This is a genomic window from Bizionia saleffrena, from assembly GCF_008086175.1.
Classification (GTDB): domain Bacteria; phylum Bacteroidota; class Bacteroidia; order Flavobacteriales; family Flavobacteriaceae; genus Bizionia; species Bizionia saleffrena.
The window spans coordinates 109,316-127,854 of sequence record NZ_VSKM01000001.1; the positions used below are offsets into that span (position 1 = coordinate 109,316).

At 36.8% G+C, this 18,539-nt stretch carries 17 protein-coding genes; 6 read left to right on the plus strand and 11 right to left on the minus strand.

Annotated elements, in window-relative coordinates; genetic code table 11:
* Positions 1–27 precede the first annotated feature (27 nt).
* The 4 genes from ES676_RS00505 to ES676_RS00520 form a co-directional block, all read right to left on the minus strand.
* A complete protein-coding gene (locus tag ES676_RS00505; protein WP_148368073.1) occupies positions 28–723 on the minus strand; it encodes a peptidoglycan DD-metalloendopeptidase family protein in 696 nt (231 codons plus the stop codon).
* 156 nt (positions 724–879) lie between these two features.
* Positions 880–2,295 (minus strand): Gfo/Idh/MocA family protein, encoded by a 1,416-nt coding sequence (locus ES676_RS00510; protein WP_148368074.1) that lies wholly within the window; start codon positions 2,293–2,295, stop codon positions 880–882.
* A 24-nt stretch (positions 2,296–2,319) separates the two neighbouring features.
* Entirely contained in the window at positions 2,320–3,360 is a 1,041-nt protein-coding gene (locus ES676_RS00515; RefSeq protein ID WP_148368075.1) for a phosphotransferase enzyme family protein, read from the minus strand.
* Complete coding sequence (locus ES676_RS00520; protein ID WP_148368076.1) at positions 3,360–4,229, minus strand: sugar phosphate nucleotidyltransferase; 870 nt, start codon at positions 4,227–4,229, stop codon at positions 3,360–3,362. The genes ES676_RS00515 and ES676_RS00520 overlap by 1 nt, the downstream gene beginning before the upstream one ends.
* 203 nt (positions 4,230–4,432) lie before the next feature.
* Between ES676_RS00520 and ES676_RS00525 the strand changes: the two genes are divergently transcribed.
* Together ES676_RS00525 and meaB are read left to right on the plus strand one after the other, a co-directional pair.
* On the plus strand, positions 4,433–4,987 hold the full coding sequence (locus ES676_RS00525; RefSeq protein WP_148368077.1) for a DUF2911 domain-containing protein: 555 nt from the start codon (positions 4,433–4,435) through the stop codon (positions 4,985–4,987).
* A gap of 22 nt (positions 4,988–5,009) precedes the next feature.
* The gene (gene meaB / locus ES676_RS00530; protein WP_148368078.1) at positions 5,010–6,086 is read left to right on the plus strand and encodes a methylmalonyl Co-A mutase-associated GTPase MeaB; all 1,077 of its coding nucleotides are present in this window, start codon (positions 5,010–5,012) and stop codon (positions 6,084–6,086) included.
* A gap of 20 nt (positions 6,087–6,106) precedes the next feature.
* On the opposite strand, the gene ES676_RS00535 is transcribed toward meaB, so the two are convergent.
* Positions 6,107–7,048 carry an NAD-dependent epimerase/dehydratase family protein gene (locus ES676_RS00535; protein WP_148368079.1) on the minus strand — a complete coding sequence of 314 codons (942 nt, stop codon included), beginning with the start codon at positions 7,046–7,048 and terminating at the stop codon, positions 6,107–6,109.
* Positions 7,049–7,143: 95 nt separating this feature from the next.
* On the opposite strand from ES676_RS00535, the gene ES676_RS00540 reads away from it, so the two are divergent.
* The 3 genes from ES676_RS00540 to ES676_RS00550 are packed head-to-tail and all read left to right on the plus strand — an operon-like array spanning position 7,144 to position 10,107.
* Positions 7,144–7,857: a glycosyltransferase family 2 protein gene (locus ES676_RS00540; RefSeq protein WP_148368080.1), complete on the plus strand. Its 714-nt coding sequence runs from the start codon at positions 7,144–7,146 to the stop codon at positions 7,855–7,857.
* Positions 7,857–8,489: a lipid-A-disaccharide synthase N-terminal domain-containing protein gene (locus tag ES676_RS00545; protein WP_148368081.1), complete on the plus strand. Its 633-nt coding sequence runs from the start codon at positions 7,857–7,859 to the stop codon at positions 8,487–8,489. Before ES676_RS00540 ends, ES676_RS00545 begins: the two co-directional genes overlap by 1 nt.
* Entirely contained in the window at positions 8,473–10,107 is a 1,635-nt protein-coding gene (locus ES676_RS00550) for an ArnT family glycosyltransferase (RefSeq protein ID WP_148368082.1), read from the plus strand. Before ES676_RS00545 ends, ES676_RS00550 begins: the two co-directional genes overlap by 17 nt.
* A 552-nt stretch (positions 10,108–10,659) precedes the next feature.
* Here the strand turns inward: ES676_RS00550 and ES676_RS00555 are convergent.
* The 6 genes from ES676_RS00555 to mnmA all read right to left on the minus strand — a co-directional run bounded on the left by ES676_RS00555 (position 10,660) and on the right by mnmA (position 16,924).
* The gene (locus ES676_RS00555) at positions 10,660–11,235 is read right to left on the minus strand and encodes a phosphatase PAP2 family protein (RefSeq protein ID WP_148368083.1); all 576 of its coding nucleotides are present in this window, start codon (positions 11,233–11,235) and stop codon (positions 10,660–10,662) included.
* Between the two features lie 132 nt (positions 11,236–11,367).
* Positions 11,368–11,595 (minus strand): hypothetical protein, encoded by a 228-nt coding sequence (locus ES676_RS00560; protein ID WP_148368084.1) that lies wholly within the window; start codon positions 11,593–11,595, stop codon positions 11,368–11,370.
* Positions 11,596–11,602: 7 nt separating this feature from the next.
* Entirely contained in the window at positions 11,603–12,976 is a 1,374-nt protein-coding gene (locus ES676_RS00565; RefSeq protein ID WP_148368085.1) for an MATE family efflux transporter, read from the minus strand.
* Positions 12,977–13,070: 94 nt separating this feature from the next.
* Positions 13,071–14,012 carry an NAD(P)H-dependent flavin oxidoreductase gene (locus tag ES676_RS00570; protein ID WP_148368086.1) on the minus strand — a complete coding sequence of 314 codons (942 nt, stop codon included), beginning with the start codon at positions 14,010–14,012 and terminating at the stop codon, positions 13,071–13,073.
* Between the two features lie 85 nt (positions 14,013–14,097).
* Positions 14,098–15,711, minus strand: coding sequence for a S8 family serine peptidase (locus ES676_RS00575; protein ID WP_148368087.1), 1,614 nt, complete (start codon positions 15,709–15,711; stop codon positions 14,098–14,100).
* Between the two features lie 22 nt (positions 15,712–15,733).
* On the minus strand, positions 15,734–16,924 hold the full coding sequence (gene mnmA / locus ES676_RS00580; RefSeq protein WP_148368088.1) for a tRNA 2-thiouridine(34) synthase MnmA: 1,191 nt from the start codon (positions 16,922–16,924) through the stop codon (positions 15,734–15,736).
* A 182-nt stretch (positions 16,925–17,106) separates the two neighbouring features.
* Between mnmA and ES676_RS00585 the strand changes: the two genes are divergently transcribed.
* Positions 17,107–18,525, plus strand: coding sequence for a fasciclin domain-containing protein (locus tag ES676_RS00585; protein WP_148368089.1), 1,419 nt, complete (start codon positions 17,107–17,109; stop codon positions 18,523–18,525).
* Positions 18,526–18,539: the final 14 nt, after the last annotated feature.

Below are 18,539 nucleotides of genomic sequence, written 5' to 3' on the forward strand. Positions count from 1 at the left end.
GTATCATTTCAGTGTAACAGTCTAATCCTATTTATCTAAACCCAAAATAATATTCGGATCGGGGCAATTATTTTTATAGAACTCTAAATCATTAATGCAAGTCACGCCAGGATAGTCTCCACTATTGCCTTGAAGGTCTCTAATAACTTGAAAATGTAAATGTGGTGCATATTCACCATTTACTTTAGCATCGCCTAAAATAGCAATCATTTCCCCTTGTCTTATTATATCCCCTACTTTTAATGACAGTAAAGATCCACGACTTAAATGTCCGTATAGCGTATAAAATGTCACCGTCTTAATAGTATGTTTTAAAATGATGGTGGGACCATAATCACCATAATTGGTATTGTCTTTAAAGCTGTGAATTTCACCATTAAAAGCGGCTAAAACAGGTGTTCCGGCCGCAATCCACAAATCTATCCCCAAATGAATATTACGCTCGTTTTCAGGATGTCGTGTGTTAAAATAAGCACTACGCGAATACATACCACGTTGTTCTAAATAACCGCCATAAGCCACTTGTTTATTATGAAAACCAAGCGTGCTTGTAATATAGTCGTGCCAAGCTATAGCTGAAGACATATCAAACTGTTTTAAATCGTCATTAGCTTCAGATAAATCTATGGGCATATACTGCGAAATATCAATGGAAGCATCTATAACAACGATAGAATTGTGAACTATTTCAGCTAAAAATAAAGAAAAGGTAGTGCTAGTCATATCTTAAAAGTAATCTTCAAATGTAAAAAAAGAAACGCATAAAATGATACTATTTTAAATAGATGTCCTAAGCGTAAACATTCGGTAAAGAACAAAAAAAAGACTATCATTTCTGATAGTCTTTTTTAGTATATAATTTACTCTAAAGGTGTTATGCTACTCTTGAGCAAATTCAACGCCATCTAATTTATCCCAACCACCACGAGTAAAATCTGGAATTTCAACAGGAGCCGAATTATTATCTAAAGACAATTCTGTTAACGGTCCTAAGCACGACCATTCTGCTAAATCGTACACGTCCATATCTAGAGGTAATCCTTTTTGAAGACAATGCATTAAACGGTAATCCATAATAAAATCCATACCGCCGTGGCCACCAACTTCTTTGGCTTTGTCTTCGATATCTTTTACAATAGGGTGTTTATATTTTTCCATTAACGCCTTTTTAATGTGATCTGGTGCAAATTGGTGTGTGGTAAAATTATCCGAAGGTTTTACAATATCACTTCCTAAATCTTCAGCATTTAAGGCATACCCTTCTAATGGATATTTGTTAGCATAACCTTTTGTACCGCTTAATTGAAACATTCTAGAATACGGACGCGGAGACGTTACATCGTGTTGAATCTGAATGGTTTTTCCTAATTCAGTTCTAATCATCGTCATAGTATGGTCGCCATTTCTAAAATCGGACACCACTTCTCCGGTTTTCTCTTTAATATAGGCCGGATTCCCCACTGCCTTTGTGTCCATAGACACTAAATAATTCATTTTATCACCACGGTGAATATTCAAAGATAAACACGCTGGCCCCATACCGTGCGTTGCATACACATCACCTCTGTGATCTCGGTTATAGTCCATACGCCAGTTATTCCAATACTCGCCCCAAAATGGTTGTAATTGGTGTATATAAGAGCCTTCAGCGTGTAAGACTTCTCCAAAGACACCTTGTTGTGCCATATTTAAGCTTGTTAACTCAAAAAAATCATAGACACAATTTTCTAACTGCATACAGTGTTTTTGGGTTTGTTCTGAAGTGTTTATAAGCTCCCAAATCTCTTCCATAGTTAAAGCGCCAGGCACTTCTATAGCGACGTGCTTACCGTCTTTCATTGCTTGCACACCCATTTTTGCGTGGTTCTTCCAATCGGTAGCAATATAAATCAGGTCTAAATTTGGTAAAGCGGAAAGGTCTCTCCACCCCTCCTCACCATAAAAGGCTTGTGCTTTTGGCAAACCTAAACTTTCTAAGTTCGCATTGACAGCTTCGGTACGGTCTTCCATAATATCGCAAATGGCAACAATCTCTACATTAGGAATATTAGTAATTCGCGAAACGGCACCTGAACCGCGCATCCCCAAGCCTATAAAACCAACACGAACTACCGGTATTGGTGCTGCAGTGAGTTTTAGCACGTCTTTTTGATCTGCAGGACGCACCGGAACAGTCGTTTTTAAAAGCATAGACGTGGTTGTATCCACCACTTGATTTGTCGTTTTGCAAGACCATACAGTCAGTGCTAATACTAGCAAAAGGACTACTCCTTTTTGAAATGGTAAGTGTTTCATTGTAATTGTTTTAAAGGATTAAATTTACAGAATATTAAACTGTTTATTAAGATAGTGTTTCACGTGCTTAAACAAGTGTAATTGTGTCCGTGTTCGCACTAAATTATGAGTATCGTAACGCACATCGTAATAGATGTCGTTTCTTAAGTAGTCTTCTAAAAAGCGGCAGGCTTGTTCTAAAAGAATTAAAGGCAAACTAAAATGGATGGCGTTTAATTCTTCGGGCGTTAAAAACGATTGTCCTTCCTTTACATAAGCCATTATAAAAGCATCGTAAATTGCTGCGTTAAAACCGACTTTAGTTAAATCTTGCTCGTCTTCGGGTGCTGTGCTTGCGCCTGTTCGCAAGGCGTCGCCTATATCGTGTAAAACACTACCCGGCATTACCGTATCAAAATCTATGATGGTAAGCAGTTCTCCTGCTGTCGAAAATAAAAAATTACCGACTTTCGTATCGTTATGCACCACACGCTGCGGAATTATGTCTTTGTGAATTGCCTCTGCAATAGTGTGAATGCTTTCGAAGTTTTCTGTGATGTATTCCATTTCCCGATGTGCATTTAAGCGTCTTTCTTCTAAAGCTGAAGCACTACTCGCTAACAAATCGCTGTAGCGTTTTTCTGTATTATGAAAATCGGGAATGGTAATTTCTAGCTCTGAAACAGGAAAATCGGTTAATGCCGAATGAAATCGCGCCAAGTAACCTCCCAATTGCGAAGCCATTTTTGGAGAATCTATTTTATGCTGCACACACGACGAAATATAACCTGATATTTGCCAAATACCATCTTCGGTGTCTACATAAAAAGTGTCTGCTTTTGTCTTTAAAAACTGTATGGTTGAAAAATGATGCGCATTTAAATAGTTCACCACTTTAATTTTATTATTCAGGAGTTCTCCAATATTAGGAAACACCTCTTGATTTATTTTCTGAATAATAAAAGTACCCTGAGACGTTTCAGCCTTATAGGTGCTATTTATCAATCCACTTTGCAACGTATCTACAGTATTAATAATGATCTCATTAAAATAATACAAAAGAATATTATGAAGTCTCGCTTTCATTATAAGTCGTCGTAAATTCCGGTATTGTGTAACTGCTGTAATTGCATCTTCACCATTTCTTTATCCGTTTTGTACGTTACGCCCACCCAATGAGATTGCGTTGGGATAGCTTTTACTTCCATTAAACGGTGCTGTATCATCCTATCGATGACACTTGGTAGTTGGTATTCTAAGTTGGCGTTTTGTTTCCAATTCTCAATAAATTCTGAAATATCATTATCTATAAAACCGAAAATTTCGGGCGTTAATCCCCACATATTCATAGATACCAATGTTCGTTCAGGGAGTTCTTTTTCTCCTCCTTCAATCGTTGAATACACAATCTTACCCTCCTGTCTGCTAATCTTTTCGCGTTCTACTGTGGTTTGTAACCAACCGTTATCGATAGTCGCTTCTGCCCTATTTACCACACCATTACTACTCAATGTTTTATCAATAGGAAATAAAACAGCACAGCAATCACTTTGAGTTTGCAAATAATTAAAGGCTAAACGAAAGGACTCACGGCCATAAAAATCGTCGGCATTAATTAATACAAACGGAGTGTTAACGGCATCTTTTGCGCACCATAAGGCGTGCGCTGTGCCCCAAGGTTTTTCGCGATAATATTTATTATCTCCTATAGTAATATTGGTGTTTTGTATTGCAAAGGTTACTGGCCAGTTTCGGTTTGTTATATAACGCTCGGTTAACGGCGCAACCATAGACTCTTGTACCACCAAAACGACAGATGTAAATCCAATGTGTAAGGCATCGAACAGAGAATAATCCATTATAGAATGTGCGTTGGGCCCCATAGCGTCCAATTGCTTAAAACCACCATAACGCGAGCCTAAACCTGCTGCCAATACCACTAATGTTGTGTTCATCTTCTTTTTTTTGATGTTCAACAAATTTATTCTTTAATTATTGAAATAAACTCTAATTTCAGAATTAGCGTTATTTTTAGTAGTAATGCTTAAAAATTGTAAACTTTTTATTCATACTATTAATATGGTGTTAAATTATAATATTCTATGTAGTAACAAATAGGTTTTAAAGTATCTTTATACCTAAATAAATGCTATAAGTAATGAACACTTTTTTTAAATGGTTTATATTAGTTTTACTGGTTGTTGCAGCTGGTGTATTCTCCTATTCTTACCTTAACGACGGAATTTTTAACGAATCTTTAAGTCCGAAGAAAACAGTGGCCTTTGAAGTTGACGATATAGAACTTAAAGTGGTTTACAACCGCCCATCTAAAAGAAATCGCGATGTTTTTGGAGCGTTAGTACCGTACAATAAAGTATGGCGAACTGGTGCTAACGAAGCGACTACTTTCGAAACAAGTAAAAATCTAACAATCGATAATAAATTACTTCCTGCTGGGAAATATACGTTGTGGACGATTCCAAATGATACGTCATGGAATGTTATTTTCAACTCTAAAATGTATTCTTGGGGTGTGAATGAAACTATGGAAGCTATGCGCGAACCGCAATACGATGTGGCGACTATTAGGGCTGAACCTCAAAAAATAAGCACAACGGTGGAGCAATTTACCATCGCCTTTGATAATTCTACCGATAATTTGTTCTTAACCTTGGCTTGGGATACGACAAAAGTTGCCGTACCTTTGAAATAATTAGCATTAAATCATCTCATTTTTGACACCTTCTAAAAAATCGGCTTTAAAAGAAAACGATGGCGTTTCGCAACCAGAAACAACCAACGCACTATCGATTTCAAAAATTAAAGCAAGCAGAAAAAAAGAACGCTCTGTAGAATCGCTCGTTTCTGCAATTTTAGAAGGAAATATTACTGCTTTAAGTCAGGCAATCACTTTAGTAGAAAGCAAAAACCCCCAACATTTAGAAAAAGCAAACGCCATTATAAAACAGTGTTTGCCACACGCTAACACATCGGTCAGAATAGGAATTACGGGTGTTCCGGGTGTGGGAAAAAGTACGTTTATCGAAGCTTTTGGAATGCATCTTACTGCTATTGGTAAAAAAGTCGCTGTCTTGGCAGTAGACCCCAGTAGTTCGATTACTAAAGGTAGTATTTTGGGTGATAAGACCAGAATGGAAGATTTAGTAAAAAACAAAAATGCTTTTATTCGACCGTCGGCATCAGGGGCATCTTTGGGTGGTGTGGCGCGCAAAACACGAGAAAGCATTATTTTATGTGAAGCCGCAGGTTACAACAGTATTATTATAGAAACCGTTGGTGTAGGCCAAAGCGAAACCGCTGTACATAGTATGGTGGATTTCTTTTTGCTTTTAAAATTGGCTGGTGCCGGCGATGAACTTCAAGGTATTAAACGCGGTATTATTGAAATGGCCGATAGTATCGCTATTAACAAATCTGATGGAGATAATATTAAAGCCACAAAATTAGCGAAAGTAGAATTTAACCGTGCTTTGCATCTCTATCCTGAAAAAGCGTCTAACTGGCAACCTAAAGTAACAACGTGTAGCGCCATTAATGAGGAAGGAATTGATGAAATTTGGACGATTATTTCTGATTATGTTACGTTAACAAAAGGGAACCAGTTTTTTAATGACAATAGAAGAGAGCAGAATAAATTTTGGCTCATTCAAACTATTGAAGAACAACTTAAAAACGACTTTTTTAATAACACCGAAGTAAAAGTAGAACTCGCAAAACAGCTTCAGTTGATAGAAGATAATAAAACGACACCGTTTGTTGCAGCCGATTATCTATTAAAATTGAAAGTATAATACTTCATTTGAAACTCCAATTACAGAAAATTCTTGGTGTACCACGCCACTTGCTTTTCTACCGATTCTAGTAAGGTCGTTTTAGGATTGTAATTCAATAGTCGTTTTGCTTTTTCAATAGTTGCTTTCGTACGCAATTGATCGCCAGCACGTGCAGCGACTTTATTAATAGCAATGGATTGCCCAATCACTTTTTCTACCGCCTCAATCCCCTCTTGAGTGGTATGTTCTACTTCGGTTCCTAAGTTTATAATTTCACCATCTACAGCCGTTTCGCTACCAATAACACTTACAATACCATCTACAATATCGCCAACATAAGTAAAGCTACGCAGGTGCGTCGCACTACCTTGATATAACGGAAAAGCATTACCATTATACGCACAAGCAATGAGTTTGGTGTACATTTTCTCTGGGCGTTCGCGTGGCCCGATAACAGAATATAAACGTAGCGAACACGCTTTAAATAGCGTTTCTCTACTTTTTTGAAGCACCAATTGTTCGGCTGCTAATTTTGTAACACCGTAATGAGATGCTGGTTGTGGCGCCACATCTTCTGGGAACGTTGCTTCCAATCCGTAGATTGACGACGTACCGATGTTTACCAATAACTCTAACGTTTTAAGCTGTGATGCATAATCGATTAATTGCTTCGTTGCTAAGATATTGTTGGTAAAATAATCTTCGAACGTTGACGCTGCCGAAATACCTGGCTGCGCCGCAAAATGAAAGATATAATTAATATCTTGAGGTAAAATCGCACATAAATCATCCGTGCGTAAATCACCTTTTATAATGGCAATCCCTTTCTCACGCAAAGCCTGTTCGTTTAACTGCTTCAATTCTAGACTGTAATATGGATTAAAGTTATCTAAACCAATGACGTCGTGCCCCATTTCTTTCAGTCTTTCGCACGTATGCGATCCAATAAATCCTGCAGCTCCTGTTACTAATACTTTCATAAATTTCAAAATCGTAGTACAAAGAAACATATTTTATTTCATACTCATTTTCAATTCTTAAAAAAACAATACATTTGCAGTGTTAATACTTATTTATGAACTACGATTTTACAATAGTTGTACCGGTTTACAACGAAGAAGATAATTTATTACGTGTTGAAACCGAATTACTAGCGTACACCAAAAAAGCGTCGAAAAAAACTAAAATACTCTTTGTAAACGATGGTTCTAAAGATAAAAGCCAAGAGCTTATTGAACTCATTGCAGCTAGAAATCCTGAATTTTCTTTTATTTCATTCTATGAGAACCGCGGCTTAAGCGCCGCTATTAAAGCAGGTTTCGATTATACCAAAACACCTTTGGTAGGTTATATAGACTCCGATTTACAAACTGCTCCAGACGATTTTAATTTATTGTTAGCGCATATTGGCGATAACGACTTGGTAACGGGCGTTCGCGAGAATAGAAAAGACAGCTTTGTTAAAAATATGTCGTCTACCATTGCCAATGGCATCAGGCGCAGTTTTACGAGTGACGGCATGGACGATACCGGTTGCCCACTAAAAGTTATTAAAACTGATTATGCCAAACGTATTCCTATGTTTAAAGGTTTGCATCGTTTTTTACCGGCAATGATTTTATTGCAAAAGGGACGCATTAAACAAGTCCCTGTACAGCATTTTCCGCGTCTCGCTGGCGAAGCTAAGTTTGGAGTTTGGAACCGTTTGCTGGGGCCATTAATGGACTGTTTCGCCTATTTATGGATGAAAAAAAAGTATATTAATTATACCGTAGCAAAACAGGGATAATGAGCGACTGGATCATTTATAGTATAGGTTTCTTCGCGCAATTATTGTTCTCTGCGCGTTTAGTTGTACAATGGCTTACCAGCGAAAAACAAAAGCGCGTGATAACACCTACACTATTTTGGACCTTAAGCTTAGTCGCTTCGTTTCTACTTTTTATTTACGGATATTTACGTAATGATTTTGCCATCATGTTAGGACAAGGTCTTACCTACTTTATTTACATTAGGAATTTACAATTACAAAACCAATGGCAGAGATATCCCGCGATTATCCGTTATATTTTATTATTTATGCCTGGATTTATAACGATATTTTACTTTAACAATAATAATATTGACGTTACTCTATTGTTTAAAAATGAAAGTATACCTGTCTGGTTACTTATTTTAGGTATTGTATCACAAACTGTTTTCACCTTCCGTTTTGTGTACCAATGGTTATATTCCGAAAAACATAAAACGTCCTCTTTACCTTTCGGTTTTTGGGCCTTGAGTTTAGTAGGATCTCTTCTTATCTTAGCGTATGCCATCTTTCGAAAAGATCCTGTACTGTTAGTTGGTCATATATTAGGAGCGACCATTTATGTTAGAAATTTAATTTTATTAAAAAAACAAGATGCCCAAACTACTTAAAGAATATCCGATACTTACGATTTGTTTATTGGTAGCCTTAATGCTATTACCACAATTAGATGCCATTCAAGTATCTATTATGGAAGCACGAAATTTTGTCACCGCTCGCGAAATGGTTTTAAACGATAATTGGTTGCTAACGACTATGAATGGAGAACCTCGTTACCAAAAGCCTCCGTTACCTACTTGGCTTACTGCCTTCTCGGGATTGTTTTTTGGCATTAAGAGTGTTTTTGGTATGCGCTTACCCGCTGTTCTCTTAGTAATGGTAACAGGATCTTTTATGTATAAGCTCTCGAGAAGCATGTTAAAAAGCAGAAGCCACGCTTTAATTAATGCCCTCATTGTTGTAACCTCTTTTTACGTCATCGGGATTGTTATTGAAGCCCCTTGGGATATCTTTACGCACGGTTTTATGTTGGTAGCCATTTTTCATTTGCACAAGTTATTTAAAGCCGAGGGCGTGGTGTGGAAACATACCGTAGTCGCCGGTTTGTTTATCGGTTTTTCTATTTTAAGTAAAGGTCCCGTCTCGTTTTACGCCTTATTATTACCCTTTTTAATCGCTTATGGCGTCACTTTTAAATATAAAAATGCTAAAGCAAAAGTATTCTCCTTTTTTAGTGTACTCGTTATTGCTTTAGTCGTTGGTGGCCTCTGGTATGTTTATGTGCGTTTAAACGATCCTACAACTTTTAATGCGATTACCGAAAAAGAAACTGGCAATTGGACGAGTTATAATGTTAGGCCCTTTTACTACTATTGGAGCTTTTTTATACAAAGTGGTTTATGGACTATTCCCGCATTTATAAGTTTACTTTTTCCATATTTAAAAACACGAGTTAGCAATTATAAAGCTTATAAATTTAGTTTACTATGGACTATTTTAGCCGTGGTCTTACTCTCGATTATTCCAGAGAAAAAATCGCGATACTTAATGCCCGTTTTAATTCCGTTAGCTTTTAATATTGGTTTCTATATTGAATACTTAATCCGTCGTTTTAAAGACATAAAAGACAAGCGCGAAACGTTACCTGTATATTTCAATTTCGGATTAATAGGCACTATCGGTATTGCGTTTCCCATTGTGTTTTATATTCTATTTAAATCCGAATTGCAGCAGCATTGGTTACCGTTTGTTTTAGCATCTATCGTATTAGTGACTCTGGGCGTGTTTATTCTATTGCGACTAAAACAGAAAAATATGAAGCACGTTTTTTTATTAACAGTACTCTTTTTTGCTGCTGTGTTTGCTGTGGGATTACCGCTAATGCAATTATTTAAAAATGATGATTTCAATTCTATAGCCACGTTAAAAAATGATAACGATACGCGTGGTATTCCTTTGTATTCCTTTAAATACGTCGCTCCAGAAACCATTTGGCAATATGGTGATATGATACCGCGAATTCCTTATAAAAATAACGCTTTTCAATTTCCTTCGGAATCTAAATTTGGAGTGCTAACTAATCTCTTATCGGCTGAAGATTTAAAGCTTTTAAAAGATAATTTTAACGTAAAAGAAGTGGAAACTTACGATTTAAACCAGGCCAAAGAAGGGACGCAACACTACAACGACCGTTTAACAAATACGTTTTATATTCTTAGTGAGAAGTAGAGGTTTTTACGTTTAGAATGCCCTAGGGAGCAGACAGGAATTTTATGTGGCGTTAATCAGCGTTTTTGTATTCATTCTTGATAGTTAAAGGGATTATTTTTAATCTAAAGTTGTCAGCGCTGATTAATTAAATTCCTATTATACTTTCGGTAAAACAGTCTGATTTTCATTATCAATCAAATATCCGTTACTATAAATGTGATTGGTTTTATGTTGACGAAAAACCTCAACTCTTTCTGAGTTCTACTTTCAAATTGGTTATCGATAGCTACATTAATAATTCCTTTATTTTGTTTTTGGCCAGAAACGCATTTGTAGCACTCAATATATATTATTTAAAAGATAGTTAGTCCTGAAATATTTTCTGGTGGAATTTAGTTTTAGATATCAATACTTATGCTAATAGTAGCATTTATAATCAAAATTCGGCTTTCCAAAATGTAGTACAAACCCTTTATTAATTTGATTTTAACCGTGCATCCCGAATTAAAAGATAGAAGTATAAACACTGTTAATATTTATTTCATTCCATAATTTTCAGCATATAACTAACTACTTAGCCACCGTAAAGCGTTTTTGCACATAGCGTTCTAATCTATAAAACCCATACCCTGAAACTCCTCCGAAAACCATTCCGCTTAAAATATCTAAAGGAAAGTGTACCCCAATATACACACGACTGTACGCCATAAATAACGACCACACAATCATAATATAAATTAAGTATTTAAATCGGTATTGCAGCATTTTCCCTGTAAAAATAGCGACTGCCATACTATTACTAGCGTGTCCAGAGAAATAACCATAACGACCTCCACAATGCGATTTCACTAAACGCATTATATCTACCAAGCTTTCGTCTTGGCAGGGTCTAAGTCGTTTTACACCGTGTTTAAACAAATTGGTTACCTGATCTGTAAACGTGATCATTAATACGATGATGATTACGGTTAGTACAAACATTTTTGAATTCAATTTTTTGTACATTAAAAACACCAAAACGGCATACAACGGAATCCAATTAAATTTGGCAGTAAAAAACATCCAGAAAGCATCCCAATAGACGTTTCCCATTCCGTTTAAGTATAAAAATAAGTCTTTATCTAACTCTACAAGTTGTTCTAACATTTAAAATATTTTGGGCGTTACCATTAGGTCGGGCTTTTGGCAATTGCTTCCCGAAAAAACACGAGAGCATCAACTTCGAAGTAATCTCGAATACTTCTCTATAGTACTAAAATGAATATAATACTTATCGTATTAATCATCGTATCTTAAAACCTCTCTATCGTAAAAAGCAGTCGCTAATTCAATTAAGTTTTCGGTTTCTAATTCTAGTTCTTTCTCATCATCTTGGTCAAACTCTTCTAACCATTCCACCTCATCATCTTCTAAATTTATAATAAACATAGGGAATTCTGTATGTATCACAAAAATAGCATTCGGTAAATCGGTATTATCACCGAGTATAAATTTAGGCAGTTCCATAGATAATTTATTTTTGAGCAATTAATTTTTTTGTAAGGTAATTAAATCGAATATATAATAAAATAGAAGCGGTAGTTAATCCTGCAATTAATCCCATCCAGATACCAAAACTAGAAAAATACGCTTCGGTTCCAAAATAATAACTAATAGGAAACCCTATTAACCAATAAGAAATAAACGTCAAAATCGTCGGTATTTTCACATCTTGCAACCCTCGCAACGCTCCCAAAACGACGACTTGAATACTATCGCTAATTTGAAATACCGCTGCAGCCAACAATAATTTTGAGGCAATACTTACCACTTCCATGTTATCTTCATAGTTAATAACATCATCAAAATCGACATAAATTCGTGGTAAATATTCGCGGAATGCCAAAAATAGTAAGGCGAAAAAGAGCGCTAAGATAGTGCCTAATAAGAAAAGTGAAAAAGCGATACGTCTTAGCTCATAATAGTTTTTTAATCCCTTTTGGTTCCCCACCCGTATCATTGCCGCAACACTTAAGCCTGTAACCACCATAAACGTCATAGAACTTAAGTTTAAAGCAATTTGGTTCGCTGCTTGTGGGTTTTTACCCAGCAACCCACTTAACCATACCGCCGAGGTAAAGATACCGACCTCAAAAAACATTTGCATAGCACTAGGCGTACCTAGATTTATTATCTTTCTAAGCATTAATTTATCTAAAACAAATAATTTTATGTTGGTAACAAAGTAACGGCTTTTGTCTTTCTTCTTTAATAAATACCATAAGTACCACAACATCACGAAACGCGATATTAAAGTACCGTAAGCTGCACCAACGATACCGTATTCTGGGAAGCCAAACTTACCAAAAATGAATAAATAATTTAAAACGATATTAATTAAGTTCCCAATAATAGACGCATACATTGGGTATTTTGTCATAGACATACCATCGCTAAACTGCTTAAAGGCCTGGAATACTATTAAGGGGATAAGGGAGAACGCCACCAAATCTAAATAAGGCAGTGCCAAATCCACAACCTCAACAGGCTGTTTCATTAAGTACATTAAAGGTTTTGCAAAAAAGATAAGTAAGAAAAGTAAAATGCCTAAAACCGTACATAAGACTAACCCGTGCTTAAATGCCGACTTACCGTCTTCTTTATTATTAGCCGAATCTGCCTCGGCAGCTAACGGCGTAATGGCGGTACTAAACCCGATACCAATAGACATTGCGATAAACATAAAACTGTTTCCTAAAGAAACCGCTGCGAGCTCGGCAGTACCTAACTGCCCAACCATAATATTATCTACAAAACTGACAAAGGTATGACCCAACATACCCAGCATAACAGGCGCTGCGAGTTGCCAATTGTATTTAAACTCTTTAGTGTACTTACTTAAAATCATCGTGCAAAAGTAATACTTAGCGTTGAGCTTTGAGTGATAATAAACATAGATTTTAGCACTATAATTTAACGTTATCTATAAATCGTTGTTCACATTATAAATTAACAACGTTAGCTTTAGCTTTTTCGAATTCTGCAACCATATCTTCTACAATGGTTGCTACTGGTTTAATATCGTGAATGAGTCCTGATATTTGACCTATTTCTAATTCACCATCCTCTAAGTCTCCTTCAAACATTCCTTTTTTAGCTCGAGCACGCCCTAATAGTTTTACTAAATCGTCTACCGATGGCGAGGATTTATACAATTCTTGAAGCTCGTTATAAAACTTATTTTTTATTAATCGTACGGGTGCTAATTCTTTTAACGTTAATTGCGTATCACCTTCTTTAGCAGTGACCACAACCTCTTTAAATTTTTGATGTGCTGACGATTCTTCGCTGGCCACAAAACGACTTCCCACTTGTACAGCGTCGGCACCAAGTACCATACACGCCAACATTGCCTTACCAGAAGCAATACCGCCAGCGGCAATTAACGGAATTTGTAACTGTTCTTTCACCATTGGTATTAGCGTTAGCGTTGTTGTTTCATCACGACCATTATGTCCGCCGGCTTCAAAACCTTCGGCTACAATAGCATCGACACCCGCCTCTTGAGATTTTAATGCAAATTTTACGCTGCTTACCACGTGCACAACAGTAATACCGCGTTCTTGTAACCATTTGGTCCACGTTTTAGGATTTCCCGCCGATGTAAAAACAATCTTTACCCCTTCCTCCACTATAATATCCATTATTTCGGTAATGTTGGGGTACAACATTGGCACGTTAACTCCAAACGGTTTATCGGTAGCTTTTTTACATTTCTGAATGTGTTCGCGTAACACTTCCGGATACATACTCCCAGCACCTATAAGTCCTAAAATCCCTGAATTACTCGCAGCTGAAGCTAATTTCCAGCCGCTATTCCAAATCATCCCTGCTTGAATTATTGGATACTTTATATTAAATAGTTGTGTGATTCTATTTTCCAAATCTATAGTTTTTTAGTATTATGATTGTGTTCTATGATGGCATAAACCGCTGAAAAAAAAGGTGATTATAGCATAATGCTTCAGCTTAATTAATTATTAGTTTGATTGTTTTTGAATAGGTTTCAGCTTCAATTTTTAATAGATACATTCCTTTAGAAAACTGTTCGACATTCAATTTTGATTGTGTTGTATTTATTTTAGCATCTAAAACCTTTCTTCCCAAAACACTATAAAGTTTAATCTGTGCTTTTTTAATTTCGGTAGGTAATTTAACGAACACAGTGTGCTTTGCAGGATTAGGATACACCTGAATTTTTGAGGTATTGAAGGTCACTTCTTCCACCGATAATCCGGTTTGTAAAGCCAAAGACAAATCGGGAATACCATACCCTAAAAAATAATCGGGAGTAGTGTATTGCGATGCCGATTCTCGAACCAACTGCATTATTTCGGCATTGGTTAGATTGGGCAATGCTTCCCATAAACACACCAAACCACCCGCTAAAATAGGCGAACTAAATGAGGTTCCGTTTGCTGTAGATAGGCCACCGCTTTCATTAATAACATAACTGGCCTGCCCTTGTGCAACAACGTCTGGTTTTAATGTGGGCTGAAACGTACTTCCTACCGAACTAAAACTCGCATACGTACCGTCGGCTTTTACGGCGCCAATAGTAAATACACCAGCAGCATCGGCGGGAGCAGCTATTCCGTTAGCCCCCGAATTTCCAGCAGAAGTTACGAGCAACATTCCTTTCTCGAACGCAATATTTGCGCCTTTTGTAATGTAGGTCGTATTACCGTCTAAGTCGGCATTGGTATGAGAATAATTAGGATTATCGTAGGTTTTATAGCCTAAAGAGGTATTTATAACATCGACACCTAAACTGTCGGCGCGTTCGGCGGCTTCTACCCACAAACTTTCTTCAATAGGGTTTTCGGTGGGTGCATTTTCAGAAATAAATAAATAATAACTCGCGTCTGGCGCTGTACCTACAAAAGTATTTTCGACGTAACCTGCCATATCACTAAATACTAAGGTACCGTGGTTACTCGTTGTATTGGTGTACACATCAGTATCGCGGTTTACGAAATCGTAAGTTCCCAAAATGTTTCCAGCGTTACGAACACGATCAAAACCGGGATTGGTATCCACACTCGGGAAACCAGCATCGATAACCGCAACGGTTTTACCTGATCCCGTATAATTGGCCAAATGCAAATCGTCACCATTAAACATTTCAATTTGATTGGCTGCATCACCATAATTAAAGGTCGTACTGACACTTTCTAATTCAAATTTATTTACGATTGTTTCAACACTCGCCCCCTTAGCGTTCAAATTATTATCTGCAAAAATAATAACATCCACAAAAGGAAGGGTAGACACTACATTAATATCGGTTTCTAGGCCGCGAACGTGAACGGCATTAAACCATTTTGATTTTGCCAAAACAGTAATTCCTGATTGATTTTTTAATTGTGAAATATAATTTTCGTTAACAGGGACATCTCTTTCATCGATACCAATAGAGTGCGCCGCTTTACGATCGATAGCCTTTTGCGTTAAAATAGAAATAGGATTTGCTATAGACGTGGCTACATTCTCCTTATCTGTTAAATACACCCAAGCATCTTCTTGCGCATAAATACACAGTTGAAAACATAAAAAAGTAAGGACTAGTAATTTGTTTTTCATAAGACTACAGTTAGACTGCAATTTATGAAATAACTCCCGAACCTACTAATTCGTCTTCTAAATACCAGGCTACAAATTGCCCTTCGGTGATGGCAGATTGTTTATTTTCAAATTCAACATATAAGCCAGCATCGACCTTATGTAAGGTCGCTTTTTCTAAAGCTTGACGGTAACGAATTCTTGCTAAGACCTCTAAAGTTTCCCCCGATAGTAATTGTAAATCTTCACGTACCCAATGCAATTCTTCATTCGTTACAAATAAGGCTCTTTTGTATAATCCAGGATGTTTTTTACCCTGACCCGTATAAATTGTATTGGTATCTACGTCGGTATCGATAACGAATAACGGTTCTACTTTTCCGCCAACCGATAAGCCTTTACGTTGACCTTTAGTAAAATAATGAGCCCCTTGATGGGTTCCTACAATTTCGCCGTCGGTTTCTGAATAGTTTATTTTACGTGATAGATATTCAAGTTCTTCTACTTTAGAGCTGAAGTTGTTTCTCGTGTCTGTATACTCAGAAAATAATTCCGGAATTTCAATAATCTGACCTTGTTTAGGCTTTAATTTCTGTTGAAGAAATTCTGGCAATCTTACTTTTCCTATAAAACATAACCCTTGAGAGTCTTTTTTATCGGCCGTAATTAAATCGGCTTCTGCCGCAATAGCTCTTACTTCTGGCTTTTGTAATTCGCCAATAGGAAATATCGCTTTTGCTAACTGCTCTTGAGATAATTGACATAAGAAATACGACTGATCCTTATTATTATCTTTTCCGGCCAGTAATTGATAGGTTTCCTTTCCGTTTTCTATAAGCGTTCCTTTACGGCAATAATGACCAGTTGCAACATAATCTGCACCGAGATCTAAAGCAATTTTCATAAACACATCGAACTTAATCTCTCGATTACACAACACGTCTGGATTTGGCGTTCTTCCCTTTTCATATTCGTTAAACATATAATCTACAATACGCTCTTTGTATTGCGTGCTTAAATCTACCGTTTGAAAAGGAATTCCTAATTTTTCAGCAACTAACATCGCGTCGTTGCTATCGTCTAACCACGGACAATCATCAGAAATCGTTACAGAATCGTCGTGCCAGTTTTTCATAAATAGCCCAATAACCTCATACCCTTGTTCTTTTAACAAGTAGGCTGTTACACTAGAATCGACGCCACCTGAAAGCCCTACTATTACTCTTTTTTTCATTGTCCTTTTTTATCGCTGCAAAGATACTAACATTTTTGCTATTATGTGTCCCCTTAACACTCAGCAAACCGAAACACTAAGCAACTAAAAAACAATAAGTTAAAAATAATTTAACATAAATTTTAGTTATTTTGTTTAATGTTTTATTAATTTAGCTAAACAAAACAAAGAAATTAATTATTATGAAAACAATCAAAAAATTACCTTTACTGTATGTGCTTGTTGTTTTATTATTTTGGTCGTGTAATAGCGACGATGATAATAGCGCACCACTAAATCAAAATCCAGAAACAGGACTAAACATTGTTCAAACGGCGCAAGCTAATGCTAATTTAAGCAGTTTAGTCGCCGCAGTTATAGAAGCTAATTTGGACGTTACACTAAGCGGTTCAGGACCTTTTACAGTATTAGCGCCAAGCAATGCTGCTTTCGCCGAATTTTTGTCGGCAAACGGATGGGCGACAGTAGCAGATATTCCTGATACGGCTTTAGAACAAACGTTGTTAAATCACGTTATTTCAGGCACAATTACATCTTCAGATCTTGTAGGATTGGGAGCAGGATATACCAGCACGTTGGCTACAGGAGCTGGAGATAATGCAATGAGCTTGTATTTTGAAACTTCTTCTGGAGTCTTGTTTAATAATGTATCTACTGTAACAACAGCCGATGTAGAAGCTACAAATGGCATAATTCACGTGGTTGATAAAGTTATTACCTTACCTAGTGTTGTAGAGCACGCAGCGGCAAACACAAATTTTTCAAGTTTAGTTACGGCATTAGGCGCTGCCGATGGCGAATTAGTAAACGTACTAAGTGGTGTTGGACCATTCACGATATTGGCACCAGCTAATGATGCTTTTACAACGTATTTAAACGGAACAGCTTTAGCGGACGTACCCACAGATGTTTTATCTCAATTATTATTAAATCATGTAATTAATGGAGAATTACCTTCTACACTATTATCAGATTTAGGAAGTGGATACTCTAATACTAATGCCACAGGAGCTGGTAGCAACGCAATGAGTATTTATTACACGACAAATAATAATGTTATGTTTAACGGATCAGCGACTGTTACTACTGCCGATGTTATAGGAACAAACGGAATTATTCACGCGGTAGACACCGTTATTGAATTACCAACTTTAGCAACTTTTGCGACTTCAAACCCTGCATTATCGAGCTTAGTAGCTGCTTTGCAATTAGCGGATTCTGGAACGCCTACAGTACCTTATATAGCAACCCTATCTGATGCCACAAGTGGACCATTCACTGTGTTCGCACCAACAAACGATGCTTTTGCAGATGTACTTTTAGAATTAGATCCCTCAGGAAACACCACTCTAGCCGATGTCGATCCAGTAACTGTTGATGCCATTTTAACTTATCACATTGTTAATGCCAATGTACAATCGTCTCAATTAGTATCTGGAACTGTGACAACTTTAGGTGGAGATATTACGGCTAATGCCGGAACATTTACGTTAACAGATGCCAATTTAAGAGTGAGTACTATAATTCCAACATTAATAGATATACAAGCAACAAACGGAGTAGCCCATGCTATTGATACCGTTATTTTACCACCTCAATAATATTTAGATTACGA